General features: G+C 57.0%; 25 protein-coding genes and 1 pseudogene. 5 read left to right on the top strand and 21 right to left on the bottom strand.

From position 1 onward, the window contains the following. Window positions 1-99: 99 nt before the first annotated feature. From ureG to Q2941_RS23180, 10 genes are all read right to left on the bottom strand, one after another. The gene (ureG, locus tag Q2941_RS23135) at window positions 100-777 is read right to left on the bottom strand and encodes an urease accessory protein UreG (protein WP_035664307.1); all 678 of its coding nucleotides are present in this window, start codon (window positions 775-777) and stop codon (window positions 100-102) included. Next, window positions 774-1433 (bottom strand): urease accessory protein UreF, encoded by a 660-nt coding sequence (locus tag Q2941_RS23140; protein WP_245288190.1) that lies wholly within the window; start codon window positions 1431-1433, stop codon window positions 774-776. Before Q2941_RS23140 ends, ureG begins: the two co-directional genes overlap by 4 nt. Window positions 1434-1506: 73 nt before the next feature. Further along, on the bottom strand, window positions 1507-3210 hold the full coding sequence (ureC, locus tag Q2941_RS23145) for an urease subunit alpha (protein WP_458193837.1): 1704 nt from the start codon (window positions 3208-3210) through the stop codon (window positions 1507-1509). A gap of 44 nt (window positions 3211-3254) precedes the next feature. Next, window positions 3255-3563: an urease subunit beta gene (locus tag Q2941_RS23150; protein WP_027526678.1), complete on the bottom strand. Its 309-nt coding sequence runs from the start codon at window positions 3561-3563 to the stop codon at window positions 3255-3257. After that, window positions 3560-4138 carry a HupE/UreJ family protein gene (locus Q2941_RS23155; RefSeq protein ID WP_245288191.1) on the bottom strand — a complete coding sequence of 193 codons (579 nt, stop codon included), beginning with the start codon at window positions 4136-4138 and terminating at the stop codon, window positions 3560-3562. The genes Q2941_RS23150 and Q2941_RS23155 overlap by 4 nt, the downstream gene beginning before the upstream one ends. Before the next feature lie 9 nt (window positions 4139-4147). Continuing rightward, window positions 4148-4450: an urease subunit gamma gene (locus tag Q2941_RS23160; protein ID WP_027526680.1), complete on the bottom strand. Its 303-nt coding sequence runs from the start codon at window positions 4448-4450 to the stop codon at window positions 4148-4150. 27 nt (window positions 4451-4477) lie between these two features. Beyond that, a complete protein-coding gene (locus tag Q2941_RS23165; protein ID WP_458193838.1) occupies window positions 4478-5392 on the bottom strand; it encodes an urease accessory protein UreD in 915 nt (304 codons plus the stop codon). Window positions 5393-5504: 112 nt separating this feature from the next. Next, entirely contained in the window at window positions 5505-6788 is a 1284-nt protein-coding gene (locus tag Q2941_RS23170) for a lactonase family protein (protein ID WP_458193839.1), read from the bottom strand. A 76-nt stretch (window positions 6789-6864) separates the two neighbouring features. Beyond that, complete coding sequence (locus Q2941_RS23175; protein ID WP_458193840.1) at window positions 6865-7452, bottom strand: cytochrome P460 family protein; 588 nt, start codon at window positions 7450-7452, stop codon at window positions 6865-6867. A 27-nt stretch (window positions 7453-7479) separates the two neighbouring features. Next, entirely contained in the window at window positions 7480-8076 is a 597-nt protein-coding gene (locus Q2941_RS23180; RefSeq protein WP_027526683.1) for a cytochrome P460 family protein, read from the bottom strand. Window positions 8077-8333: 257 nt separating this feature from the next. Between Q2941_RS23180 and Q2941_RS23185 the strand changes: the two genes are divergently transcribed. The 4 genes from Q2941_RS23185 (at window position 8334) to Q2941_RS23200 (ending at window position 10490) form a co-directional block, all read left to right on the top strand. Beyond that, window positions 8334-8954: a sulfite oxidase-like oxidoreductase gene (locus tag Q2941_RS23185; protein ID WP_458193841.1), complete on the top strand. Its 621-nt coding sequence runs from the start codon at window positions 8334-8336 to the stop codon at window positions 8952-8954. 37 nt (window positions 8955-8991) lie between these two features. Beyond that, entirely contained in the window at window positions 8992-9702 is a 711-nt protein-coding gene (locus Q2941_RS23190) for a ferredoxin reductase (RefSeq protein ID WP_458193842.1), read from the top strand. A 29-nt stretch (window positions 9703-9731) separates the two neighbouring features. Beyond that, window positions 9732-10070 carry a DUF6510 family protein gene (locus tag Q2941_RS23195; RefSeq protein ID WP_245288199.1) on the top strand — a complete coding sequence of 113 codons (339 nt, stop codon included), beginning with the start codon at window positions 9732-9734 and terminating at the stop codon, window positions 10068-10070. Window positions 10071-10235: 165 nt separating this feature from the next. Continuing rightward, window positions 10236-10490: a DUF2171 domain-containing protein gene (locus Q2941_RS23200; protein ID WP_027526686.1), complete on the top strand. Its 255-nt coding sequence runs from the start codon at window positions 10236-10238 to the stop codon at window positions 10488-10490. A 135-nt stretch (window positions 10491-10625) separates the two neighbouring features. Here the strand turns inward: Q2941_RS23200 and hemA are convergent, their stop codons facing one another. Then, complete coding sequence (hemA, locus tag Q2941_RS23205; protein ID WP_084801702.1) at window positions 10626-11954, bottom strand: 5-aminolevulinate synthase; 1329 nt, start codon at window positions 11952-11954, stop codon at window positions 10626-10628. A 380-nt stretch (window positions 11955-12334) separates the two neighbouring features. Continuing rightward, window positions 12335-13000, bottom strand: coding sequence for a CGNR zinc finger domain-containing protein (locus Q2941_RS23210; protein WP_027526687.1), 666 nt, complete (start codon window positions 12998-13000; stop codon window positions 12335-12337). Window positions 13001-13523: 523 nt separating this feature from the next. Between Q2941_RS23210 and Q2941_RS23215 the strand changes: the two genes are divergently transcribed. Further along, window positions 13524-14897 (top strand): FAD-containing oxidoreductase, encoded by a 1374-nt coding sequence (locus tag Q2941_RS23215; RefSeq protein WP_458193843.1) that lies wholly within the window; start codon window positions 13524-13526, stop codon window positions 14895-14897. 46 nt (window positions 14898-14943) lie between these two features. On the opposite strand, the gene Q2941_RS23220 is transcribed toward Q2941_RS23215, so the two are convergent. From Q2941_RS23220 to Q2941_RS23260, 9 genes and pseudogenes are all read right to left on the bottom strand, one after another. After that, window positions 14944-15627: an HWE histidine kinase domain-containing protein gene (locus Q2941_RS23220; RefSeq protein WP_458193844.1), complete on the bottom strand. Its 684-nt coding sequence runs from the start codon at window positions 15625-15627 to the stop codon at window positions 14944-14946. A gap of 534 nt (window positions 15628-16161) precedes the next feature. Then, window positions 16162-16620: pseudogene (locus tag Q2941_RS23225) on the bottom strand (L-histidine N(alpha)-methyltransferase); the annotation flags it as partial. Window positions 16621-16692: 72 nt separating this feature from the next. Then, complete coding sequence (locus Q2941_RS23230) at window positions 16693-17085, bottom strand: L-histidine N(alpha)-methyltransferase (protein WP_458193845.1); 393 nt, start codon at window positions 17083-17085, stop codon at window positions 16693-16695. Between the two features lie 29 nt (window positions 17086-17114). Continuing rightward, window positions 17115-17546, bottom strand: coding sequence for a sigma-70 family RNA polymerase sigma factor (locus tag Q2941_RS23235; RefSeq protein WP_245288195.1), 432 nt, complete (start codon window positions 17544-17546; stop codon window positions 17115-17117). A gap of 221 nt (window positions 17547-17767) precedes the next feature. Next, on the bottom strand, window positions 17768-18130 hold the full coding sequence (locus Q2941_RS23240) for a response regulator transcription factor (protein ID WP_027526692.1): 363 nt from the start codon (window positions 18128-18130) through the stop codon (window positions 17768-17770). Between the two features lie 850 nt (window positions 18131-18980). Next, the gene (locus Q2941_RS23245; protein WP_027526693.1) at window positions 18981-19841 is read right to left on the bottom strand and encodes an alpha/beta fold hydrolase; all 861 of its coding nucleotides are present in this window, start codon (window positions 19839-19841) and stop codon (window positions 18981-18983) included. 40 nt (window positions 19842-19881) lie between these two features. Beyond that, window positions 19882-20835 (bottom strand): helix-turn-helix transcriptional regulator, encoded by a 954-nt coding sequence (locus tag Q2941_RS23250; protein ID WP_458193846.1) that lies wholly within the window; start codon window positions 20833-20835, stop codon window positions 19882-19884. Window positions 20836-21090: 255 nt separating this feature from the next. Beyond that, the gene (locus Q2941_RS23255; RefSeq protein ID WP_371260539.1) at window positions 21091-21153 is read right to left on the bottom strand and encodes a hypothetical protein; all 63 of its coding nucleotides are present in this window, start codon (window positions 21151-21153) and stop codon (window positions 21091-21093) included. Window positions 21154-21561: 408 nt separating this feature from the next. Next, the gene (locus tag Q2941_RS23260; protein ID WP_027526695.1) at window positions 21562-23211 is read right to left on the bottom strand and encodes an ATP-binding protein; all 1650 of its coding nucleotides are present in this window, start codon (window positions 23209-23211) and stop codon (window positions 21562-21564) included. Between the last annotated feature and the right edge of the window lie 520 nt (window positions 23212-23731).

Genomic DNA, 23731 nt, shown 5'->3' on the forward strand with positions numbered 1-23731 from the left:
GACGCGACGACCAAAAGGCGCTCCGAAGGACGCGCCGGCGCAGCAATACCGCGTAGTTCATCCGGGGTCTAACAAGGTTCGCGTCTGCCGCGAGACAGGTTAAGGTTGCAGCGCCATAGCAGCCAGGCCACCTTTCTCGAGAATAAAGCCGGCAATCTCATCAACTCCCAGCCCGTTTTTCAAATTGGAGAAAATGAAGGGCCGCGCGTTGCGCATCCTTCGCGCATCCGATTCCATAATCTGGAGGTTGGCACCGACCAAAGGAGCCAAATCGATCTTGTTAATGACAAGAAGGTCCGATCGAGTAATGCCGGGACCGCCCTTGCGCGGGATCTTTTCGCCCGCAGCGACATCGATCACATAGATCGTCAGGTCTGCCAGCTCCGGACTAAAGGTTGCCGCCAGGTTGTCACCGCCTGACTCCACGAAGCACAGTTCTGCTCGAGGGAATCTGAGGTCCATGTCCGCAATCGCGGCCAGATTCATCGAAGCGTCCTCACGTATCGCAGTGTGCGGGCAGCCGCCAGTTTCAACGCCCATGATGCGCTCCGCCGGAAGAGCTTGCGCGCGTGTGAGTATGAGCTGATCCTCTTTGGTATAGATGTCATTCGTGATCACATATATCTCGTAGTACCCCCGAAGATGCTTGCATAGTGTTTCGATAAGCGCGGTCTTTCCTGAGCCGACCGGCCCTCCGATTCCAACACGGAAAGGACCATGAAATGTCGCAGCCGCGCCGCCGCGACTCAGTGGACTTTGGTTGATGACTGCGGTCATGACCGGAACAACCTCGTGTACTGAGTTTCATGCAAAATGGACGACAACTCGACCATAACTCCTGCCGATCCGATCTCCTCGAGCGAGGCATTGCGGGCGCATAGACTAGCCGACAGAACCGCCCTCTCGAGCGCTGCGATCGCAAATTGACCGTCGGTCTGGCCAAGGGGTATCAACCTAATCCCCGCAGTGACGAGATTTGCGGCATAGCTGTGCATGAATGCTGGCAGAGCAATGTCCAGTGATATCTGTTCCTTGGCCGACCGGACACCAAGAACGACGGCCAGGATTGGAAAAACTGGCATTTTCGACAGCGCATCGAGCATCGGATCGGGCCACATCTGCTGGAGCATCGTAAGGCACGCCGCAGCTTGCTGCGACGCTTCCAAGCTGAACTCGTATGTGCCGCGAGACGCGGCCGCCAGCTCCGCCACTTGGGCCAGCCTGGTGTGATCGTTGGCAACCGCGCAATGATGCGCTTGGCTGAAAAAAATCGCTTCGTTCCGAACTGAACCATAGCAAAGGTCTGCCTCCAACCATTCAATCAGGCTGTCGCGGCCATCGACATCTCCTGCTTCGACCGCCCATTCGAGACCATGTGAGTAGCTGTAGGCTCCTATGGGAAAAGTCGGCGAGAGCCAGGTCTGCAGCCGCAACAACGACCGAGGTGAACAGGAATATCGATCGCGGCTGGTGCCATCGTTGGCAAATGGGTGATCTAGTGGCATTTCAGTACATGAAGTAGCGCTGGGCCATGGGAAGCACCTTTGCGGGTTCGCAAGTAAGCAACCGTCCGTCGGCTCGAACTTCGTAGGTCTCCGGATCAATTTCCATATAGGGAAGAGAGCTATTCAATATCATCGAATGTTTGCCGATCCGGCGCGTGTTTCTGACCGGAAGAAGCTGCTTTGCGAGCCCGAGCGCCCTGGTTCGTTCCAGCGAGGCGAGGCTGACAAAGGTAACGGAGCTCTTGATCAGGGAGCGGCCGAACGCGCCGAACATGGGCCGATAGTATTCCGGTTGGGGGGTTGGAATGGACGCGTTCGGATCGCCCATGATCGCCGCCGCGATCGTGCCGGACTTGAGCACCATATCAGGCTTCACTCCGAAAAATGCCGGATCCCAGACTACAAGGTCGGCAAGCTTTCCTATTTCAATCGAACCGACATAGCTGGAAATACCCTGGGCAATTGCCGGATTAATCGTGTATTTGGCGACATAACGTCGGGCCCTGAAGTTGTCGTGTGCACCGCTCTCTTCCGGCAAGCGTCCAAATTGTTTTTTCATCTTGTCCGCGGTCTGCCAGGTCCGCGTTATCACCTCACCGATACGTCCCATTGCCTGGCTGTCAGATGACACAATCGAGAAGGCGCCAAGATCGTGCAAGATGTCTTCCGCGGCGATGGTTTCCTTGCGAATGCGGCTTTCAGCGAAGGCGACATCCTCGGGGATCCGGTGATCGAGATGGTGGGTGACCATCAGCATGTCGAGCGCTTCGTCGAGCGTATCGACTGTATAGGGGCGCGTCGGATTGGTCGACGCCGGAAGTACATTCCCCTCGCCGCACACCTTGATGATGTCGGGTGCATGGCCGCCGCCGGCGCCTTCAGTGTGGAAGGTATGGATCGTCCTTCCCTTGAACGCAGCGATGGTATCTTCGACAAATCCGCTTTCATTGAGCGAGTCGGTGTGAATGGCGACCTGGATGTCCATTTCATCAGCCACAGAGAGACAGCAGTCGATCGCACTCGGAGTCGCTCCCCAGTCCTCGTGCAGCTTCAGCCCGCATGCCCCCGCCTCAATCTGTTCGACCAGGCCGGCAGGCAGGCTTGCGTTGCCCTTGCCAAAGAAACCAAGATTCATGGGAAAGGCGTCGGCCGCTTCGAGCATCCGCTGAATATGCCACGGCCCCGGCGAACAGGTTGTCGCCGTCGTACCGGCCGCCGGGCCTGTGCCTCCCCCGATCAACGTTGTCAACCCGGAATACAGCGCTTCCTCGATTTGCTGCGGGCAAATGTAGTGAACGTGGGTGTCGATACCGCCTGCTGTAATGATCTTGCCTTCACCGGCAATGACCTCCGTTCCCGGTCCGATGACAATTTCTACATCGGGCTGCACATCGGGATTTCCGGCCTTGCCGATCGCCGCAATCAATCCATCCTTGATTGCGAGATCGGCCTTCACGATCCCCCAGTGATCAAGGATTAGCGCGTTGGTAACGACCGTATCGACCGCTCCTTCGGAGCGGCTTCGTTGTGACTGCCCCATACCGTCGCGAATGACTTTTCCGCCGCCAAACTTCACTTCCTCCCCATAGTTGGTGAAGTCTTCCTCCACCTCGATGATAAGGTCGGTATCCGCAAGGCGGACCTTGTCGCCGACCGTGGGGCCGAACATCTGCGCATAGGCAGCTCGGCTCATTGTGTTAGGCATGCTAATCTACCTCATTGATAACCGACGCGCCCGGTACATCAGTCTCATCGCAGAGAGCCGTTCACGGCTCGGTTGAACCCAAAAACGAGACCAGACCCCGCATAGGGGATCAGGGACACTTGCCTTGATTGCCCCGGTTCGAACCGCACGGCCGTGCCGGCGGGAATGTCGAGGCGATAGCCGCGGGCGATCTTTCGATCGAATTCGAGCGCTGCGTTGGCCTCAGCGAAATGGTAGTGACTGCCAACTTGGACTGGCCTGTCGCCCTTGTTGGCGACCTTCATCACGATGGCCACCCTGTCCTTGTTCAGGATAATCTCACCTGGCGCCGGGAAGATCTCCCCTGGGATCATTGCAATTCTCCTCCCGAGATTATACGGGTGGCCGTGCTCAACCGCCTCTTCCACTCGCTTGCGATCTTCTCGACTAAGCGTCGAATACAAAGGCCCATGGCAATGCCGGCCGAGTGAAGCGACGCCGTTGAGACAGTGAAGCCAGCGGCATAAGAAGCCAGATTGCTGGCTGCGGCCTCCGTTCCGTGCGCGTGGCCATGAAAAAGCGCGAACAGTCCAACAATCGCCGCTCCGAGTATGACGGGCAGTCTCACTCGCAACGCGACGAGAACTCCGAAGACAACGATCGATGCCGCGATCGCTGGCTCAATCAGGGCGATTTGCAAACCCCAAGCGGCAGCAGCGAAGCCAATCAACATCGCTGCCACGAAAATTAAAGGCCATGCCCAGATCGCCCGTCCACCAACTAGCGCACCCCATAGGCCGACCAGCGCCATGACAGAGGTGTGATCAATACCGGTAAGTGGGTGGATAATACCTGCGACAAATGAATGGGTGTCGCCAATGGTGAGATGAGCGGAAGCCGGATCCATCAGTATATTGGCAAGGACCATGCAAACGAGAAGGGATTGCATCATCGGCTCCTAGCGAATCGGATCATGAATAGGCACGAGCTTGGTTCCGTTGGGGAATGTGGCTTCGACCTGCATTTCGTGGATCATTTCCGGAATACCTTGCATGACCTGATTGCGCGTCAGCACAGTGCCGCTCGCACATATCAACTCAGCAACCGACTTTCCGTCGCGAGCCCCTTCCATGACGAAATCGGAGATGAGCGCGATACTTTCGGGGTAGTTGAGCTTGATGCCTCTTGCGAGCCGCGCCCGAGCCACCATTGCGGCAACGGCGATCATCAACTTGTCTCTTTCCCGCGGCGTAAGGTTCATGAAGGTCTCCGTCTGTCGCCACGTGCTTCAGCACAACCACATTTTCGGCACTCGAAAAGGACCTGGGCCGAGTTCGCGATCGAAATGTTGAAGGATGCGGATCATGGCGATCTTCAAATCGGAAGACTCCCTGGCGGCGAACCGTACGACAATCAATCCGCTCACCATTGTCACCGCACAGTCGCATTGCCGCGACTGTGCAACTTCGCGAAGCAATTCCAACCTGCGGTCGGGATGGGGAGCACAATAGATCAACGTACCGATGGCTCTGCGGTCGGAAAGAAGTGCCTTCCTGGATAAATGCCGAATCGTGCTGTCGGTCACAAGAAAACTGTCCGCCCAGATCAACCGGCCGCCTCTCCTCACCAGCCAGCTGTCGCGAATATATCCTCTCGTGATTTCCTCGCCACGGGCGGCACGACCAAGCACAATCCACTCGAGCGCAATCAGTTCTGCGCCTGGGTGGAGATCAATCTCAATCTGTCGACAAATTCGGGCCCCATCAAAGACGATGGTTTCCTGCGGAAGCCACGCAAGCTTCGCTGAGTCGCGGGCCTTCAATCGGGTGTTAATGCGTGCGGGCTCATTCAGCGCGCGATAGATTTTTTCGGCCGCCTGCGAGGTCATCGCCACGCGCGCGTCATCCACCGCTATAATGTCAAGTTCGAACCGGTCTCCACCGGCGATACCGCCCGCGGCATTGACGAGAACTGCTTCTATCGCTGCATCGCCCGCAATCCGCGGGAACATGATGCGAGTTGGAAATTTATCGTAGAGGTTCGCAATACGCGTCACACTCCCGGCACTGTTAAAAACAACGCTTGCTGTTCCCCTGGCCCGCTCCAGATTGGCGTCGCGCAGCAGGCGATGCGCCCGACCGGGCCTGCCGTCGTCCACGTTCGGATTGCAGTGGCTCGTTTCGAACATTGCAAAATCAGACATTGGGAGGTCGACATGCGGCCTTTGCGCACAAAGCGCCGACGATACCGGATCTTGAAGTAAGGGGCGTAACCATTGGCTGCTCTGGTCACGCCCCAGGAGGACCGACGGCAGATCAGAAGCCCGCCAGACCCTGCGGGCTGTTGTAGGGGATCTTTACGCTGCAGACCTCGTTGAGCGAACCATCAGGCTGTGTGGCATAGCCCACGAGCTTCGCTGCATTCCCATAGATCTGATAGAGATGCGCCCCATCGGGCGTGATCCAGTTGTCGGCGGGACCGCTGGTCACCGTTCCGTTCAGCCCCCTGGCGGTGCCGTCCCCCGGAACTTTCGGGCATGCAGGATCGCGCGCGAGTTCGAGGCCGCGGCCATTGATGCGGTAGCTGCTGATATTGCTGTAGCCGAAGTTCGTCGCGTACACCGTACGATCATCCGGCGAGACTGCTAGCCAGCACAGTTCGGACGGCACGCCTGCGCTCGTGTCGATCTTTACGAGCGAGCCTATGTTGACTGTTCCGTCTTTCTCGACGGTGCCCATAGAGCATCCATCGCCGACAGCATATCCGATGAGGAAGGTATCGGACCGCTCGTGCAGGAAGGCAATGTAGAATGGAGAGCCACCTTTCGCGTCATAGAACCTGGTCGTGCCCAGCGAGCCATCCTTTCGCAGGGGGAATACGGCGAGCCCGTCGGGATCTGGCGCATTCGAAGCGATTGAGTGGAACGCACCGCCGGCCCGCTGGACCCAGAGAATAGGCGAGCCATCTGGATACAAGCCTGTGTGCGCAATCGGCTCGTCGAAAGTGGTGCCAACAAAGACGAGCTCTTCGTTAGGCGAGACCACGACCATAGTGGCCACCCGGTTCCTTTTGCTATAAGTGTTGACCGTGTACTGTTCCTGGCGCGTCGTGAGCTTGCCTTCGGCGTCAACGGACATCAGCCGGAGGTGATCGGGGCCGAACGAGTGCAATACGAACAGAGTGCGGGTCTTTGGAGAGTAGGCCAGCGACTTGGCGGTGCCGCTCCGACCCTCGACCGGGTTGCCCGTCGCCTTGACGTCCACGAGCGTGAGCCGACCGTCTTCGGCAATACGGAATGTAGACACCGAATTATCGCCGCCATTGGTCGTAAACAAAAATCGCCGATCCGGCGTGATAATGACGCTAGCCGCCCCCTCAAACGCATTGGGCGCGCTGTCCTGGCCGCTAATCGGCTTGAACTCGCCCGAGCCCGCGCCTCCCGTGCTGACGCGCTCAAGTTCGTCAAGTTCGCCGCTGGCGCGTCGTTTGTAGTGGATGATCGCATTCGCAACTTCGTTTGTCTGGGTGTAAAGGTGTCCGGACTGCCCCCTGGACATGTCACTCATGGGCATCTCCTTCATCGTCGGTTCTTTGGCCATCGCGTTGCTCCTTCGGTTGGCGTGGATTACGTTGTCGGAAGTTGAATTCACTCTGTGCGGAGCGTCCCCAAGGGCGCTATCGCTTTAGAACTGGGTACCCATTGACGTAGACCCACTCTGTCGCTTGTGCCGGGACATGGCAGGACTTGCAGTCCAGCGCGTAGTCGGTCGACGTGGTCTTTGAAGGGTTCGTCGCGTCGAACCACGACCAGCCCCAGCCATCTCCCCACAATGCGTTACCCGGAAAGCGACTGGCGTCGCCTTTCACCATTACAAACCAGCCCTTCAGGCTGTCTGCGCGGCTCACGGTTCCTGTCGTCATTTCGCTTGTGGCTGCGCTGTAAACCTCCTTCACAAGCACCGTCCCGTCGGGAAAGTGGCCATCCTTGCGGTACGCATCGATTGCGCCCGTTGATGCTAAAACGACGTGGATCTCCTTCGATCCTTTGCCGTTTTCGGTCGCTATCGCCCAGCTTCCCAGCGCCTGATAGGTCGCGAGGTAGTTCTCCGGCACACGCAGATTCCCGCGCGCGTCGACGACGGCTTCCGCCGGCGAACCGTGATCGAACGCCTCGGCGGTCTCCCAACCGCGTCCGGCGACAACAACGATCGTGGCGATTGCTACAACACCCAGGCCCATGGCGCCGATCGCTTTCATGATCATGTCCTCGCTCGACGACGAGCCGCTCAATTATTTGTCCAGCAATGGATAGAACTGGGTCCAGACCTCGTCCTTCTTGGCGCCGGCGATATGGCAATAGGCGCATTCACCCTTGTCCTTCACCTTGGCCATTGGAGCTTTGGGCTCGTGATGATTGAAGTTGAAGTATCCCCAGCCGTTGGTGTCAGCGAAGCGCTTGGAATCCTTCACCGTCACGTCTGCGCCGTTGAAGGGTCCGGGGAAATATCCTCTCCCCGACGGCTCAGTTCGCGATCCGTCCGCGTTTTCACCCGGGATAGTCAGCTGCAGTTCCTTGAAGAAGATCGTCCCCTCGGGAAATTGGCCGGTCTTCTGATAGACCTCGTACGAACCCGGCTCGATGTAGACGTTGTGAAACTCCGGGAAGCCGGCCTTGCCATTGTTCAGCGCGTTGGGCGTCAGCGGCGATCCGAGGTAGACCCACTCGTGAAAATTCTTCGGGAGGAGCAGCTGTCCGTCCGCAGTATACTCGGGCAGATAGCGCGCTTTGGTTTGGGCAGCACCGTCTTTGAGCGAGCCCAACAACAGGGTGGTTGCTACCGCACTGGTTACGACAGTTACGGCCGCTGTTCGAAATCCAACGAGCATGATCTCTCTCCTGCATCTCTAACCTGATATGGCCCACGCAAACTGATGACGAGCTCTCTATCGGGAATAGCTCAGGAAATATCTCTCCTGTGCGCATCGCGCGCGTCGTCAATTGACTTCACTTTCTCATTCTTGATGCAATTGGCATGTCACCCGTCGACAGGCGAGGTCTCTTGCATCAAGTTTGGCTGCGCGATTGCCCAATGACGGCGCGCTGTGCTGGGGCCGGAGTCCACCCTGACAAAAGGCAACTTTCGATGAACGATAATCACATCTCACGCGGCTTCACACCGAAGCGACAGGAACAGACACCGAAAGAACGTGTGCCGCCTGGGCAATATGTAACGGTCGATTTTCCGATTCTTTCAGCAGGACCGACACCCCAGATCGAAGTGGCACACTGGAAACTGATTCTCCAGCTAGGAGGGTCTTTAGTTCGCACCTGGAATTGGGCGGAGTTCGAGGCATTGCCGCAGACTACGATCAAGACAGATATTCACTGTGTCACCAAATGGTCCAACCTAGATACCGTCTGGCAGGGCGTCACGCTCGACGATCTGCTCCATAGCGCGGGCCTCTCAGAGCCTGCCGACCCTTACATGATGGTTCACTGCTATGGAGGGTACACCACCAACGTTCCGGTCGTGGATCTCGTTGCCGGAAAGGGCATGATCGCGACACGACATGATGGCCTACCGATTGCGCCGGCGCACGGCGGTCCAGCCCGGCTGCTAGTGCCGCATCTCTATTTCTGGAAGAGTGCCAAGTGGGTGCGACGGCTTCGTTTCATGCCGAGCGACGAGCGTGGTTTCTGGGAGTCGCGCGGATATCACAACTACGGCGATCCCTGGAAAGAGCAACGATACGATGGCGATTAAATCATCTGCTTCGTCGAGGCGACTGGAGTGGCAGCTCATGCTAGTGCACGACATCATCGTCGAAACGTCCCGCGTCAAAAGTATTCGTCTGAAGGCAGACGGTTGGGCCGGACACCTGCCTGGCCAGCACGTCGACATCCGGCTCACTGCCGAGAACGGCTATCGGGCGGAACGCAGCTACTCGATCGCGTCACCACCCGGCGATGAATTGCTCGTCTTGACCGTGGAGCGCGTAGAGGACGGCGAAGTGTCACCTTATCTCCTTGACACACTTCGCGCCGGCGATCGCCTCGAGCTGCGCGGCCCTGTCGGGGGGTACTTCGTCTGGACAGGCCTCGAGAATAACCCACTGTGCCTCATCGCAGGAGGGTCCGGCGTTACACCATTGATGTCGATGCTTCGTCATCGAGACACAGCAACGAATCGCGGTCCGGCCTTGCTCATGTATTCATCCAGACGTTTACAAGAAGTCATCTATCGAGATGAACTCGACGCGATGGCCGGCCGTGATCCTGCTCTGCGTATCGTCCACGCGCTCACCCGCGAGGCCCCACCCGACTGGACCGGCCATCGGGGACGGATCGACAAGAGCCTGATCGCCGCCAATTGCTTCGCACCCGCGCAACGACCGGCCATCTACGTCTGCGGTCCGACATCTTTTGTCGAGAGCATCGGGGCCTGGCTTGTGGAGATCGGATTCGAACCTCTCAATATCAAGACCGAACGTTTTGGACCCTCAGGAGGATAGATGTCATGGCTCATAATATCTCCGACCTGATGCTCGAGGGAAACACCGCGGCACTTCTCCTCCAGGATGTTTTTGCTCTCGATATCACTCTCGCACGGATTCGATGCGCGGCCTGTGATTGTACGAGCGGGGTCGGCGCCTTGGCCGCGCATGCCGCACCGATGGGCACCATTCTAAAATGTTCCGATTGCGATGACGTTCTGATGAGAGTGGTCGACACGCCGCGTGGCCTGTTGCTCGAGATGGCAGGCGCGCGTTACCTGAGGTTTGACCCCGGGACGCCGGCATCCCGTGCAAATGCAGGGCCCTCCACTGTGGAGACACAGGAGGGACGAGCCGGTTGCGATATCGTCGCAAGCCGCCGTTAGCGACGACGATGCTAGAAAGCTGCGTTTGCTCGTACGTGATAGTCTTCGGATACCTGGCGTTCCTCCCTCCCCTACCGGGCTCCCTGCGGCCAGTTGATATCCGACCGGCCGCTTCCTTCAAGACAAATAACGAGAAGCAAGCTTCTTGACGCGAGGAGAGAGAAAATGAGCAAACGCCGCGTTACAAAAGGCATTGAGGTGATCGGGGCCGACGGAGTACATATCGGAACCGTCGATCGGGTGAGCGGAGGCCGGATAAGGCGTGCCAGGTCCGACAGCGGCGAGGGAATTCACAAGGGTCACTATCACTACATTGCTCTTGGGTTCGTAGCGGATATCGAAGGTCAAAAAGTCCGGCTATCGGTGAACGCCGCCAACGCGCTAACCCTCGAGGAGGAAGCCGCCGGCGAGCCGACGTAGGAGCCCGCACATGATTCGCATCTCGGGGCACGTATCTCAGAGGGGATTGCTCGGGGAACCATACGCAGACTTGTCGTGATAGCACTGCGCCTCGAACTGTCGATATCGCAATTAGACCGAGCGCCGCGACCACCTTCAAAGGCTCAGGATCGACGCGACATTCAGATCCGGAAAGAGCTGAGAGTCCTCGTCTGCAAATCCCGATGTTGGACGCTCTGGATGCACGAAGGCTTCGCTCTCCAGAAACTCACCATTTGGGTAGTACTCTACAATGCCACTAGACCAAATTTCCGATAAGGCCGTCACCAGATGTTCGATGTCAGCATCTGTGTGAAATGGCGATACCGTTACGCGAAGCCGCTCAGTTCCCCTTGGGACCGTCGGATAGTTTATTGGCTGGATATAGATGTCGTACTCTTCCAAAAGCAAATCGCTGATGTACTTGCAGAGCCTCGCGTTTCCAACTATCACCGGAACGATATGGCTCGGATTGCGTAGATGCGGGACCGACCGCTCATCCAATCGGCACCTTAAGCGTGCAACCAATTCGTGCATCCTATCTCGCTCAACCGAGCTCGACTTGAGATGTCGTACGCTGGAGAGGGCACCCGCCGCAATGTGCGGCGGAAGGGCCGTCGTAAAGATGAAACCTGAAGCACAGCTTCGCACAAAATCGCAGAGCGCTGCTGACGCCGCGATATAGCCTCCCACGACGCCAAAGCCTTTAGCCAACGTCCCTTCCACGACGGAAAGTTGGCTGACCAACCCACGCTGCTGGGCAATGCCTCCACCCTGCGCTCCATACAAGCCTACAGCGTGAACCTCGTCGAGATACGTCAGCGCCCCAAAAGCCCTCGCCGCCCGGCAAATCTCGGCGATTGGCGCGATGTCGCCATCCATGGAATAGACGGACTCGAAGGCGACCAGCTTCGGCCTGTCGGGCGATACCTCCGCGAGCTTGCACTCGAGATCGATCGGATTGTTATGTTCGAATATCCGAATGGTTGCCCGACTGCTTCGAAGGCCTTCTATCATTGAGGCATGATTCAGGGCGTCAGAAAATACGACACACTCCGGCAGGTTCGCCGCCAGCGTACCGAGCGCGGCCCAATTCGAGACATATCCTGATGTGAACAGCAACGCCTGTTCCTTTTGGTGAAGCTCCGCGAGCTCCCGCTCCAGAAGCACGTGATAATGATTAGTTCCTGAGATGTTGCGCGTACCGCCGGCTCCGGCCCCACTGCGGTCCAATGCCTCGTGTATCGACGCCAGAACCTTGGGATGATGGCCCATGCCAAGGTAGTCGTTGGAACACCACACGACGACTTCCTTCGTGCCTCGAGGACTCCGCAAGGTTGCACGAGGCAGTCTTCCGACGATCCGCTCAAGATCAGCGAACACCCTGTACCGTCCCTCTCTGCGCAGACTTTCGATCCGATCTGTAAAGAAGGCTTCGTAGTTCATGGGCTACCTCGAAGCGTGAGAAGCTCGAATTTAATCGAGCATAGTGCTTCCGTCTGTTTCCCGCTTGCGTGGATTTCTTCCGCATTTGCGCAAAATGGACGCGCGTAATTCCCTACCGAGACTGCCCGGCGTACGCCTTGCGGCTACCGAATTGCCATCAATAGACCGTGCCGAGCTGCATCTATGTGCGAAACGCGCGTCTACGTACGGCGATCAACGGTTTCGAAGGACGGCGGAAAGGCGGCGACATTCTAGACGGATTGACCTCACCCGCGTGACTTGTCCGACTGAAAAAGCATCGACTCTCGGTATCGCCGCAAAAGCTCTAGATCCGATATTGGCTGCGGACTCGACAGCCCCAACTCTACGGTCTGGCACGCTTACTTGCGAGCTCGCACGGCCCGCGCGCGATAGGCGGCCTGCTTAGCTCTATTGCCGCAGACGGCCATTGAACACCAACGACGGTGATGTCCCCGCGTTCGATCGATAAACACAATCGTACACTGATGGCCTTCACAAGCCTTCACATGTTTGAAGTCTTCTTCGCAGACAAGTTGGGCCATAGCTTTAGCAATTGGAAATAGCAGAGCATCCGGCGACCGCCATCGACGTTGCCGTCTCCAGACTAAGCCCGATACCAGTAAGTCAGACTGGCCGTCCTTGTCGGATTTTTTCCGCCCCGCTTCACGCGCAACGACTTGGCCGAATTCATCGTCCCTCGCGAGAACGCGATTGAGCGGCTCCAGCTCTTGGAGAGCCTTGGGCTTCAGCGCTCGGCCCCTGTGTGCCTTCACGAATTCGCGGAACCACTCTCTCAGCTTACGCGCCTGCGCGGCGACCGCATCAAATTCGCCGGGCACGGCCGTCTTTCGCAGCTCAGCTATAGCTTCAGACGGGACTAAGCGCGCTCCCAAGAGCCACGCGATGAAATCCTCGCCCGACTCGATCCATTCGACTTCAACATCGACAGGTATCGCTCGTGAGTTCAAAAAATCCAGGCCAGGAGAATCCGCGACAAAGAACGGCGCGGGACGTTGAACAGCCATGACAATCACTCTAAAGCTCAATTACCAACAGTAACCGGCAAAACCCGCCTTGACAAGTTAACACTACGATAGCCGTCTAGATGGACGCCGCGACCAGGGTCGTGAAATCCCTAAACTATCCAGGACAGGCGGCCGGGCGCATACAAATGCACAACTGCACTCCAGGCCGATTCAACGTGACATTTCTCGACATACGCCGGTTCAGCCGTCGTCGACCGCGGGGGCGCTGGATCTGAGCCATTTAGCCAATAGTGCGCCGATACTGCTGTGGTGGTGCGGCCCCGCTCGTCGACGGCAAGTTACAGCCGAGCAGCGAATAACCTGGGTCTGCGTTCCGCGATTGATTTGTCTTTTTCAATTTTGATGCATTCGTCGCCAAGCCCATCGACAAAGAGTCGACCAGGTGCAGAGTGCAGATATGCACGAGCGGACATCGACCGCTAAATAACCCCTACCGGAAACTGGGGCAAATTCGGTTGCGTTCTCATCACTGTCGATCGATTCTAGTGAACTGAGGAATAGCATGAAGACTGAGAAGTTTGATGCGATCGTAATCGGGGCAGGACAGGCTGGGCCGCCTCTTGCAGGCAGACTGAGCAGTTCAGGAATGCGTGTTGCGGTTATCGAACGAAAGCTGATCGGGGGAACTTGCGTAAACATAGGCTGCACTCCTACCAAAACCCTAGTCGCCAGCGCCCACGCGGCTCATGTGGCGCGGCGCGTGCGAGTCTACGGAGTTGAGACAGGCCCTGTTATGGTCGATATGCAGGCAGTGAAGGCAAGGAAGGACGCGGTAGTCAGAGCGTCGCGTCAAGGCGTGGAGGATTGGCTCCGAGGAATGAACAATTGCACTATCATCCGTGGCCACGCCAAGATGACCGGCGCGGATACCGTGGAGGTGAACGGTAGCAGGCTCGTGGCGCCCCGCATATTCCTCAATGTGGGTTCCCGCACCGCCACTCCTGACATTCCGGGGCTGAGTGATGTGCCCGTGCTGACGAGTTCGACGCTGCTCGACCTTGAGCTCGTGCCGCGCCATCTGGTTGTGATCGGTGGAAGCTATGTCGGTCTTGAGTTTGCTCAAACCTTTCGGCGCTTCGGGGCCGGGGTAACCATTGTCGAGAAGGCGGATAGGCTCATAGCTCGCGAGGATTACGACATCTCAGCGGCGGTTGAGGATATCTTGAAGAAAGAAGGCATCGTTATTCGGACGGCAGCCGAATGCGTTCGTCTGGAAAGGAACAGCTCCGAAATCGCAGTCCGGGTTGATTGTTCCTCCGGTCCTGAGAAAATCTTCGCTTCGCATGTCCTTCTTGCTCTCGGCCGTCGTCCCAACACGGATGATTTGGGATTGGAGACTGTCGGCGTTCACGTGAACGACGCAGGCTTCATCGTCGTCGATGAGGAGCTTGCCACCAACGTCAAGGGGATCTGGGCACTAGGCGATTGCAATGGCCGCGGCGCCTTCACCCACACGGCGTACAACGACTATGAAATCGTTGCCGAGAACCTATTGGACGGGGGCTCTCGAAGGGTCAGCCAACGTATTCCAAGTTATGGGGTGTTCATCGATCCGCCGTTGGGTCGAGTAGGATGGACAGAACGCGAAGCAGCCGCCGCCGGCCACAGGGTTCGAATCGGAAAACGCCCCATGACACGAGTCGCCCGCGCCCGAGAAAGAGGAGAGACTTTGGGATTCATGAAGATCATTGTCGATGCCGATAGCGACCTCATATTGGGTGGCGCCATTCTGGGCGTAAGCGGCGACGAAGCAGTGCATGGCCTGCTTGGAGCAATGAATACTCGGCTCACCGCATCCGAGTTCAGTCGTATTGTTCCGATTCATCCTACCGTGTCAGAACTTATACCCACGATCCTTCACGAACTGCAGCCGTGATTGCACGTGACACCAGGCTGCGCATCCGCCGTGTAAGCCGGCAGAGCTACGAACGGCTCCTCGCTCGCCGGGCCAAAGATGGATCAATCCCGACCAGGAGACGGCACACCACGCCAGCCGGATCAAATTCAATATGCACTCTTGCCTCGGATAGAGCTCTCGAGATTAGACGCAAGCCAAACCCCTCTTGCTCCGGCTGTCTCACTTGGGGCCCGCCGCGCTCACGCCACTGTATAGCAAGAACTTCGCGACCACCATCGGGGAATGTATCCCAAAGCACTTCTACAACTCCGGACGCAGACCTCAGAGCACCGTGCTTACAAGCATTTGTGGCGAGTTCGTGAAAGATCATATGAAGAAACAGAGCAAGCCGCGGCTCTAGGATGAGGTCGGGTCCCGCGAGCAGAATTCGCTCTCGCCAGGGAGATGCATGCGGCTTAAGCGTTTGTTCGAGCAGCCTGTCGATGTAGATGCCGTTTTGGCGCGCTCTCTCTATCCCACTATAGGCATCGGACAAGGCCGCAATTCGTTCCGTAAGCGCGATCCGGTAGCCATCCGCGGTCGTCGCCTGCGTGTTATTCACGAAACATTGGACTACACTAAGCAGGTTCAATATCCGATGCTCAAGCTCCTTGATCATAAGTTCGAGCGAAGCGTCGCAACTGGAATCTGATGTCTCATCTGGTAGAATGGCAAATCCATTCTGAAAGGAGTCGGAGGGCGGTCCCATAGGTTCACCTAGGATGAATCGGCTGGCGTCCGCGACAGCTAAAGAGCTTTCTGTCGAAGCGTTTCTGCATCGAAGTCAGTGATCTGCTTTCTCCCTGGTCCGTTACTCCTTCGCGGCTGCACAAGGTCCGGGGCGCGCGGCCATCGCCGGATAGCGGTTCAAGAGCGAAAGTCCAAATGAACGCGAGTTCTGCGAGCGAACGGAACGATAGCTTATCGGAGCATAGTCAGAGCACCTCGCAGCTAGTGAGATCTGTGAATTTTGCGCGGTTTCGACGCTGGTTGCTGCTTCTGGCTTATTACGGTTGAGGTGATCTTGTCAGAATCACAGAAATACTGGACGTCGAATATCTTCTCGAGCCACGACGCTTCGTTCTAGCCCTACGCCACTGTGTGCTTATCGCTTCCCGCGTTTCGAAACAGCAGCAGCTCTGTGTGCGACTTTAAAAGGCCAGGATTGGATTGGTGCGCAGAGGACGGGAAGGGAATAACTTCGAGCGACCGGCGGTGATATCCCGCCCGGCTGCAACAGGCTTCAAGGCCCCGATTGCGTAGCCCCTTCCTTTGCAAGAATCACGGAGAAGAGTTCATTCGGATCGGTCCATTCCGCGATTGGGCTCCAGCCTCCGGCCCGCAGAAGAACGCGTGCGTCCCGCGGAGTATACTTAAGACTATTCTCCGTGTGGATTGTCTCTCCGCGCATCATAGAAAAGCCCGGGCCGTCGACCTGAAAGCGAACGTCGCGACGGGTCTCAAGGTGCATTTCAATTCGCGCCTCCATGTCGTTCCAGCGGACAACATGCCGAAAGGCGTCCACAGGTATGGAACCATCAAGCTCTCGATTGATCCGATGCAGGAGGTTGAGATTGAACGCGGCTGTTACGCCCCGTCTGTCGTCGTAGGCAGGAACGAGGATGTCTGGACCTTTGATGCGATCTGTGCCGATCAACAGCATTGAGCCGCGCCCCAGGGTCATCGCCAATTGTCGCAGTAGATCGACCGCCGTGGATCACTCCACGACGAGCCTTCAGTGATTCGTTCCTGGTTTCATTCGCTCTCTCCTCGGCTATCCAAGGAGGGGGCAATTCCTCATGACACCGAGGGGGCAGTTTTCCATGGCGCGCGACAGCAGGATCCGGGTCTTAGCGGAAGAGCCCGATCCGAACTCTACAATCACACGGTGCTCACCCGTGAGAGCAGCGATCTCGGTGACGCATGAGCTAAGAATCGAACGTTCTGTTCGGGTCGGATAATATTCAGCGAGATCGGTGATTGCCTCAAAAAGCGCAGAACCTCGATGATCATATAGCCATCGGGCGGGAATTGTGCGCTGGCGAGCGCCCAAACCCTTGAGCACGTCATGCCGGAACGCTCGATCAACCGCTGCCGTATCTAGCCTTCGGTCGCTCTGGTAACAATGCATCGGAGTTCCTTTGGCGGGGTTGAGCCCCTGCCGCATGGACGGACCAGCGGCTGCTAGCAACCACCTCAGGCGAGCAGTGCAGCAAGCCTTCGCAGCCCTCGGTGGATGTTGACTTTAATCAGGGCCGCGGACTGACCGGTTGCACCGGATGCACGAGCAATGCTGAGGCCGTTCAGCTTTACCAGACGGATGGCCTTGGCTTGGGCAGGGCTTAGGCGGCCTAACAGATGATCTAAGGCGGCGGCACTTATTGCCGCTCGCTCGTGATCCTCTACTGACACCTCGTCGTCGAGTGATATTGGGATAAATCGGGATGCATCACGAACACGGTCAATCCATTTATGTCGCGCAATTGCGTAGAGCCACGCGCCGAATGATCTCGATGCTTTGTACGTGTGACGTTTGGCGTGGATTGCAAGGAGGGCGTCTTGCCTCGCGTCCTCTGCCGCAGCAAAGGGGAGCCGACGCTCGAAATAAAGACGCAGCCAGATGTCCAATTCGCGAAGCAATCGGTCGTAAGCTTGGCTATCCCCAGGTCGCCCCGCGACCATGAGACAACGCCATCTGCCCGAACGCTCATCCCAACTCGCCAAACGAACTGCAGTTCGCGTCTTATGCGACGCTCGGACTGCACAGTCCGGGATCGACTTCAGCTGAGCAGGGCCACCGTTACATACGTGAATTGAGGTGACTTTGTTGCCATCGGTTAGCGCTGGCATCAGGCAAGACTCCTTTCGATGCAATCGAGCAGGTAATCCATCTCGAACGGCTTTCGTAGAAGACACAGTGCCCCCGCTGAGATCGCATCGTCGTCTAGTTGCGCGTCGGGTAAGGCCGTGATGAGGATAACTGGTGTCGCGATACCCTGTTCGTGGAGAGTTCGGAGGAGGTCGAGTCCACCTATTCGTGGCATATGAACATCGGCAATGATGCAGTCCACATTCAGCAAATGGCGCGAGCCCAGAAACGTTTCCGCGGAGGTAAAAGGCTCTGCGAGATAGCCGACCGACCGCATTAGATCCACGAGTGACGAGCAAAGTGCCTCGTCGTCGTCGATGATCGCCACAAAAGGTTTCTTCACCGCACGAATTCCCACGATATGCCCGAATTCAACGCGGCGCCGAGAGGTGAAGCTGGCATAACCGCGAGCACTCGGGTGCGACGGCCACATAAAGCGCGAAGTCCGATAGGATGAAGTCAAACAGAGTTTCATAGCATTATCTGAGAACGCCCCACAGTGCGCATCGCCGCGGCAATACGGAGTATCACCTTGCTTTTGCCCACGCGCGTATACAATCTCTCGGTTGTGATGCCCCGTCCCATACCTTGGTATGGGTCACTTTCGCGCAACCCGGCCAGTCGCGATAATGTAACCTCGGTGCAAAGGGGGCGCTTTCTTTCACATCAAGGTGAACGGGCGCGATAACGTGCAGCGGACTTTCCGTAGACTTTCTTGATGCGCCAGCTCAATTGCCAACCAGCGAACCGAGTTCACTCCGCGACTAGGCAATCGTCGGACTGAATTCCCTTTCAACGGTACGCCATCTTGGCGCCGCAGGTTCATAGATCATCCCTCCGGTCCTCTGCAGAGACCAATCGGGTTCGATCAGTGCTCTCAGCGGGAGGCTCCGTCCTGACGTCTAGCGGTCAGAATCACGGCTGTCAGGGTCGGGCCATATCTTGACGAGGGAAGGCCGTGTTGGGAATGAATGACAGCGCTCGAATCTACCCAATCTCCTTCGCCTCCGGGATATGTTCCGACAAATCATGCCGCTCGATTTCGCAGGGTTTGGCTCCCAAAGCAAAGCGCTCGCGGTTACGAAACGTCGCAACCACCCGAGCACCCGCGTTGAACGACCATTTTGCGTGCCGCTCGGCCGGATCAGATTTCCTTCAGGAGTGGATTACTTGAAAGGCGACCCCGCGGATTCTCACCTGTAGCGCGAGAGGAACTCACGCATGACGGCGGCGATCTCTTCGCAATGGGTCTCGAGCGCAAAATGACCAGTCTCGAAGAAGTGCACCTCTGCTGCTGGAATGTCGCGCATGAACGCCTCTGCGCCCCGCGGTAGGAAGAAGGGATCGTTCTTGCCCCAAGCCGCCAAGAACGGTGGCTTGTGTTTGCGGAAATAGGCCTGGAATTCCGGATAGGTGGCCACGTTGTTTTTATAGTCGCGAAAGAGGTCGAGCTGGACTTCATCGGCGCCTGGACGCGCCAGGTAGAAGTTATCCAGCGAATACCCGTCCGGAGACACCATGGACGTGTCGGCGACGCCGTGGGTGTACTGCCAGATCGTAGTCGCCGGTGAGAGGAAGGATCTGAGGGCCGCACGGTTCGCCGCCGACGGGTCCTCCCAATAGGCACGGATTGGATTCCAGCCGTCGCTTAGTCCCTCCTCATAGGCATTTCCGTTCTGTGAGATGATTGCGGCAATGCGCTCAGGATGCCGAACAGTCATTCGAAAGCCGATCGGCGCGCCATAGTCAAAGACGTAGATCGCAAAGCGGGCGAGGCCGATGACCTCGGTAAAGCGCTCGATGACCTCGGTTAGTCTGCCAAAAGTGTAAGCAAACTTGTCGTGAGACGGCATGTCCGACTGACCAAACCCGGGCAGGTCTGGTGCTACCACGCGGAAACGGTCAGAGAGTGCCGGGATCAGCGCGCGAAACATATGGCCGGCGGAAGGAAATCCGTGAAGTAACAGCAACGCCGGTGCGGTCGCTCGGCCGGCCTCGCGGTAGAATACGTTGAACCCTTCGACGTTCGCCTTGCGATATTGGATCTTCGACATAGGTGGGTCTCATGGTCCGGTTACGTGGATGTGGCTCGGCTCATTCGAACTCCCTGCGATATACCGTAGGTGTCCAGCCGGTTGTTTTCCGAAACGCGGTGCTGAACGAGCTGGTTTGGGCATAGCCCAAGCTAAGCGCAATCTCCGTGATTGACGTCTTTCGATCCGCCAAAAGCAGCTTCGCGACCTCCATGCGCCGCCGCACTTGGTATTGATGCGCTGGAATCCCGAACGATTGTTTGAATGCTCGGCAAAAGTGATGCAGGCTGAGTCGAGCAAGTTCGGCGAGTGTCAGAAGGCACACCTGTTCCGCCAGATGCTCTTCAATGTAGTCAACGACTGCGCGCTTTTGCCAGCTGGCGAGCCCTCCACGACTCACGGCCTGCTCACCGACTAACTCCTGGTCGACGCGAACTAGTTCATGGGCAAGCACGCCAGAAAGCGCCTCCAGGTAAGGAGTATATTTGGTTTGGCCGCTCTCAATCGCGTTCTTCAACTTCGATGCCGTTTCCCAGACAAGAGAGTCCTCAAAGTACAATCTTGGCAGGAAACCAGCTCCGCCGCTGCCTGTTTTCTGAAGGGCCGCAGGATTCAGATAGAGAAACGTCACTCGAATGCATGCGCTAGCTTCATGCCGTTCACGATAGGCGCATCCGGCAGGCACGAAAGTGAGTTTATGGACAAAACTTCGAAGCTGCGAACGTAGACCATCGATGGACGTTTCACCACTCTTCCGCATACCCTCGTTGTACAATGCGAGGAGATGGGTTGGTCCCTGGAAGCAAACCTCAATTTTGCTGCCGATCGGAACATGGACGCTTTCCGAAAACCACCAATGCCAGCCCATACCGAGACGCTTAACGGGCTCGGCAGGAGTTATCTTTACGGTCGAATGATGTGCGATGTCCTCGAGCGATTTCAGCACGTCCACATCAGCTCTCGGCCCAATCTGTGTCATGCCGGCAGAAACATCATCGATACCCTCCCGGGGCATCACTCTGCCTTCACTTGAATTGGACGCGCACGTTGCCATTGCGATCATACTCCGAGAACAAATCCACCCAGTGCCGAATGGCAGCGCAATGCGCCTCGGCACCATGCTGTCGGTCACCTACGTCCACAATCTCTCGATTGTGATACCTAGGTCCATACGTTGGTATGGGATCTTCTGCGATAGGCTGGTTCTGTTCTAAAGTCGCCGGAGGCCGCGGTGGGAGCCGCCATCACCTCTCCAGATCGAGCGCCTCAGCTATCTGGGTAAGCGTCCGACGGATTTTGCCTCCAATTTCTGCATGAGGCTGCCGCGATGCATTTTGACTGTGATTTCGCTGATTGAAAGCTAACTGGCCACTTGCTTGTTCATGAGCCGAGACGTGACCGCATCAAGCAGATTTTGACCCCTTATGGGTTTGGTGAGGAAATCTACCGCACCCTACTTCAAGGCTCTCACGGTCATTGGAATGTCACCAAAGCCGGTCATCAGACGACGGGGAGCCTAGCGTTGATGCTTTCGAGATGCCCTTGTAGCTCCAGGCCGCTCGTGCCCGGCAACCTGACGTCTAACACCAGATATGCTGGTACGTTAGGTAACTCGACTTTGAGGAAATCCGAGGCAGATCCGTATAAGGCGACTTGATAGCCCATAGACCGAAGCAAGTCCCAAGGGACTCCAGAACCGGCATGACGGCGTCGACGACGTGAACACAGACCGAAGACAGCATTACTGTTTGCTTCTTGACATCCGACTTGATTTGCAGAGCGGGAGAACGAAAGCGAAAGTCGTGCCATGCCTCTTGGTTTCTTCCACCCATAGACGCCCTCCATGGACGTTTACAATCTTGCGGCAGATCGAAAGACCCAGGCCGAGACCACTTCCCTTTGTGGTGTACAGCGCATCGAATAGGCGATCTCTATTCGCGGGATCAATGCCTTGGCCAGTGTCTGTGATTGTTACGGAGACATGATCGTTTGTCCCTCTTGACGAGGCAGTCAGAACACGGCTCCTTCCCTCAACGCCAGACATCGCTTCAACTGCATTGCGGACGAGGTTGAGGACGACCTGCTGAAGTTGAACTCGGTCCGCCTCGATATTTGGCAATGATCTGTCAAAGTCAGTACGGAGCGTGACGCTGGCGCGTTCAAGCTCTCTCTTTGACAACCGAAGGACCTCTTCAATTGCTTCGTTGATGTCAATGTTGGCGAAATTTAGCGGCGCATCCCGTACCAATGACCTCAGGCCAGTGATTACATCCGTCGCGCGGCGACCTTGTTCGATGATGCGCATGGCGGACTTGCGGGCCTCATCCGGTTCGACGGGATTTCGCTCGAGCCATCGGAGGCAGGCCTCTGCACTCATGATGATTCCAGTCAAAGGCTGATTGATCTCGTGAATAATGGAGCCTGCGAGTTCGCCAACTGATGCGAGGCGTACGGCTCGCGCAAGCTCATTCCGCGTATCCGTAAGTGCCTGTTCCGCGGCCTTTCGGTCGGTGATGTCGGAGATAATTCCTTCCAATTCGACATCGCCGCTTGGCCCAAGGTCGAATTGTCCGACGGCGACGACGTGCAGCATCGTGCCGTCTCTATGAACAACTCTGTATTCGTGACTGAAAGGGGACTTGGTACTGACCGCCTTCGTAAGCGCCTCTTCCAAGGCAGGATAGTCATTAGGATGAACGCGGCTTTTGAAGACCTCGAACGGCACCGGATTAATTTCGAGGTCGATATCGAACATGCGGTAGCATTCGCGCGAGGCTCGAGAGAGTAGGGTCCGCGTGTTCCACCGATAGCTGCCCATGCGGCCGATCTGCTGACCCTTGACCATCCACATGTTGGTCTCACGTAGGGCCTCAAAAAGCCGTACGGATTCGAAGGAGACGGCTGCCTGCGAAGCAAGCATGGACATCACCCAGACGCACCTTGGCGTAAAGATCTGCTCGTCTCGCCCTGATTCGAGATAGAGGACGCCAATCGTCCACTCCTGATGAACCAGGGGCAAGCACAATTGGGTTATGTTTCGAGGCGGCGGCTCCTCGGGATTGATGAGCGCCGAATCTTTCCGTGTCGCTTGCCTTATGACGGTTTCTTGCCGGCTAAGGACCCTTTCGCTGAGGTCCGCCGGCAATCGGAGTTCGGTAGCGAGAGGATGCGATACGAAGAACTTGGCTCTTTCGCGAGGAAAGCTTGCGTCCGCCTTGGCGAGTAATTCACCTCCTTCGCTAAGCAGAATGCCACCCCTAGCGGCCCCAGAATAGCCAAGGGCTTGTCTAAGGAGAGCCTTGGCCAAACCTTGGTAGCTAACCTCTTTCGAGATTATCTGAAACGCTTCGGCGATCAGCTGTAGCTGATGCGTTTCGCTCCCGAGCCTCATAGCGTTACCCCGAGTGGCGAAGAAGGCGCCCGGCGCCCTTGGTGTGCCATCATGCGCATACCGCACGCTGACACATCAATGGAGACTTGTCGGCTTGGTGGTATCCTCGCCTCTCATGCTGAGCGCGCCAGAATGTGCGTGCATGCATAAGAATCCCTGCTTTAGCGACGATTTCCAGATGTAGCCATCGATTCGCGGAGGCGAGACCTTCTGACCGACATGAGCACCGGGTTCCCGAGGGTTTCTACGTCCACCCACATTCCATCCTCGACGATCCTGCCCCCCGGCAGCCTGCGAGCTCACCACCAGTTACCCAGTTTATATGTAAAGGGAACCGTTGTCGCGCCGGTGGTGAAAGTTCCCCATAGGCGAGTTCCGTCTGGATTTCACCAGTGAGGAGAGCAGCGGTTCGGATTATTGCCAGCGTCGCTTTAGCCGCGGGCTAGTGCGTGAGTGCCTGGCATCTCTCCAGCATTCATATCAACTTTGCTGGGGGCGTGCCCTCAGTAAGCTTTTCCGC

This window comes from Bradyrhizobium sp. UFLA05-153, from assembly GCF_054185185.1.

Coding starts and splice junctions, on each gene's coding strand:
- ureG (WP_035664307.1), bottom strand. CDS start 777: ATGACCGCAGTCATCAACCAAAGTCCACTGAGTCGCGGCGGCGCGGCT.
- ureC (WP_458193837.1), bottom strand. CDS start 3,210: ATGCCTAACACAATGAGCCGAGCTGCCTATGCGCAGATGTTCGGCCCC.
- Q2941_RS23150 (WP_027526678.1), bottom strand. CDS start 3,563: ATGATCCCAGGGGAGATCTTCCCGGCGCCAGGTGAGATTATCCTGAAC.
- Q2941_RS23155 (WP_245288191.1), bottom strand. CDS start 4,138: ATGCAATCCCTTCTCGTTTGCATGGTCCTTGCCAATATACTGATGGAT.
- Q2941_RS23160 (WP_027526680.1), bottom strand. CDS start 4,450: ATGAACCTTACGCCGCGGGAAAGAGACAAGTTGATGATCGCCGTTGCC.
- Q2941_RS23165 (WP_458193838.1), bottom strand. CDS start 5,392: ATGTCTGATTTTGCAATGTTCGAAACGAGCCACTGCAATCCGAACGTG.
- Q2941_RS23170 (WP_458193839.1), bottom strand. CDS start 6,788: ATGGCCAAAGAACCGACGATGAAGGAGATGCCCATGAGTGACATGTCC.
- Q2941_RS23175 (WP_458193840.1), bottom strand. CDS start 7,452: ATGATCATGAAAGCGATCGGCGCCATGGGCCTGGGTGTTGTAGCAATC.
- Q2941_RS23180 (WP_027526683.1), bottom strand. CDS start 8,076: ATGCTCGTTGGATTTCGAACAGCGGCCGTAACTGTCGTAACCAGTGCG.
- Q2941_RS23185 (WP_458193841.1), top strand. CDS start 8,334: ATGAACGATAATCACATCTCACGCGGCTTCACACCGAAGCGACAGGAA.
- Q2941_RS23190 (WP_458193842.1), top strand. CDS start 8,992: ATGCTAGTGCACGACATCATCGTCGAAACGTCCCGCGTCAAAAGTATT.
- Q2941_RS23195 (WP_245288199.1), top strand. CDS start 9,732: ATGCTCGAGGGAAACACCGCGGCACTTCTCCTCCAGGATGTTTTTGCT.
- Q2941_RS23200 (WP_027526686.1), top strand. CDS start 10,236: ATGAGCAAACGCCGCGTTACAAAAGGCATTGAGGTGATCGGGGCCGAC.
- hemA (WP_084801702.1), bottom strand. CDS start 11,954: ATGAACTACGAAGCCTTCTTTACAGATCGGATCGAAAGTCTGCGCAGA.
- Q2941_RS23210 (WP_027526687.1), bottom strand. CDS start 13,000: ATGGCTGTTCAACGTCCCGCGCCGTTCTTTGTCGCGGATTCTCCTGGC.
- Q2941_RS23215 (WP_458193843.1), top strand. CDS start 13,524: ATGAAGACTGAGAAGTTTGATGCGATCGTAATCGGGGCAGGACAGGCT.
- Q2941_RS23220 (WP_458193844.1), bottom strand. CDS start 15,627: ATGGGACCGCCCTCCGACTCCTTTCAGAATGGATTTGCCATTCTACCA.
- Q2941_RS23230 (WP_458193845.1), bottom strand. CDS start 17,085: ATGCGGCAGGGGCTCAACCCCGCCAAAGGAACTCCGATGCATTGTTAC.
- Q2941_RS23245 (WP_027526693.1), bottom strand. CDS start 19,841: ATGTCGAAGATCCAATATCGCAAGGCGAACGTCGAAGGGTTCAACGTA.
- Q2941_RS23250 (WP_458193846.1), bottom strand. CDS start 20,835: ATGCCCCGGGAGGGTATCGATGATGTTTCTGCCGGCATGACACAGATT.
- Q2941_RS23260 (WP_027526695.1), bottom strand. CDS start 23,211: ATGAGGCTCGGGAGCGAAACGCATCAGCTACAGCTGATCGCCGAAGCG.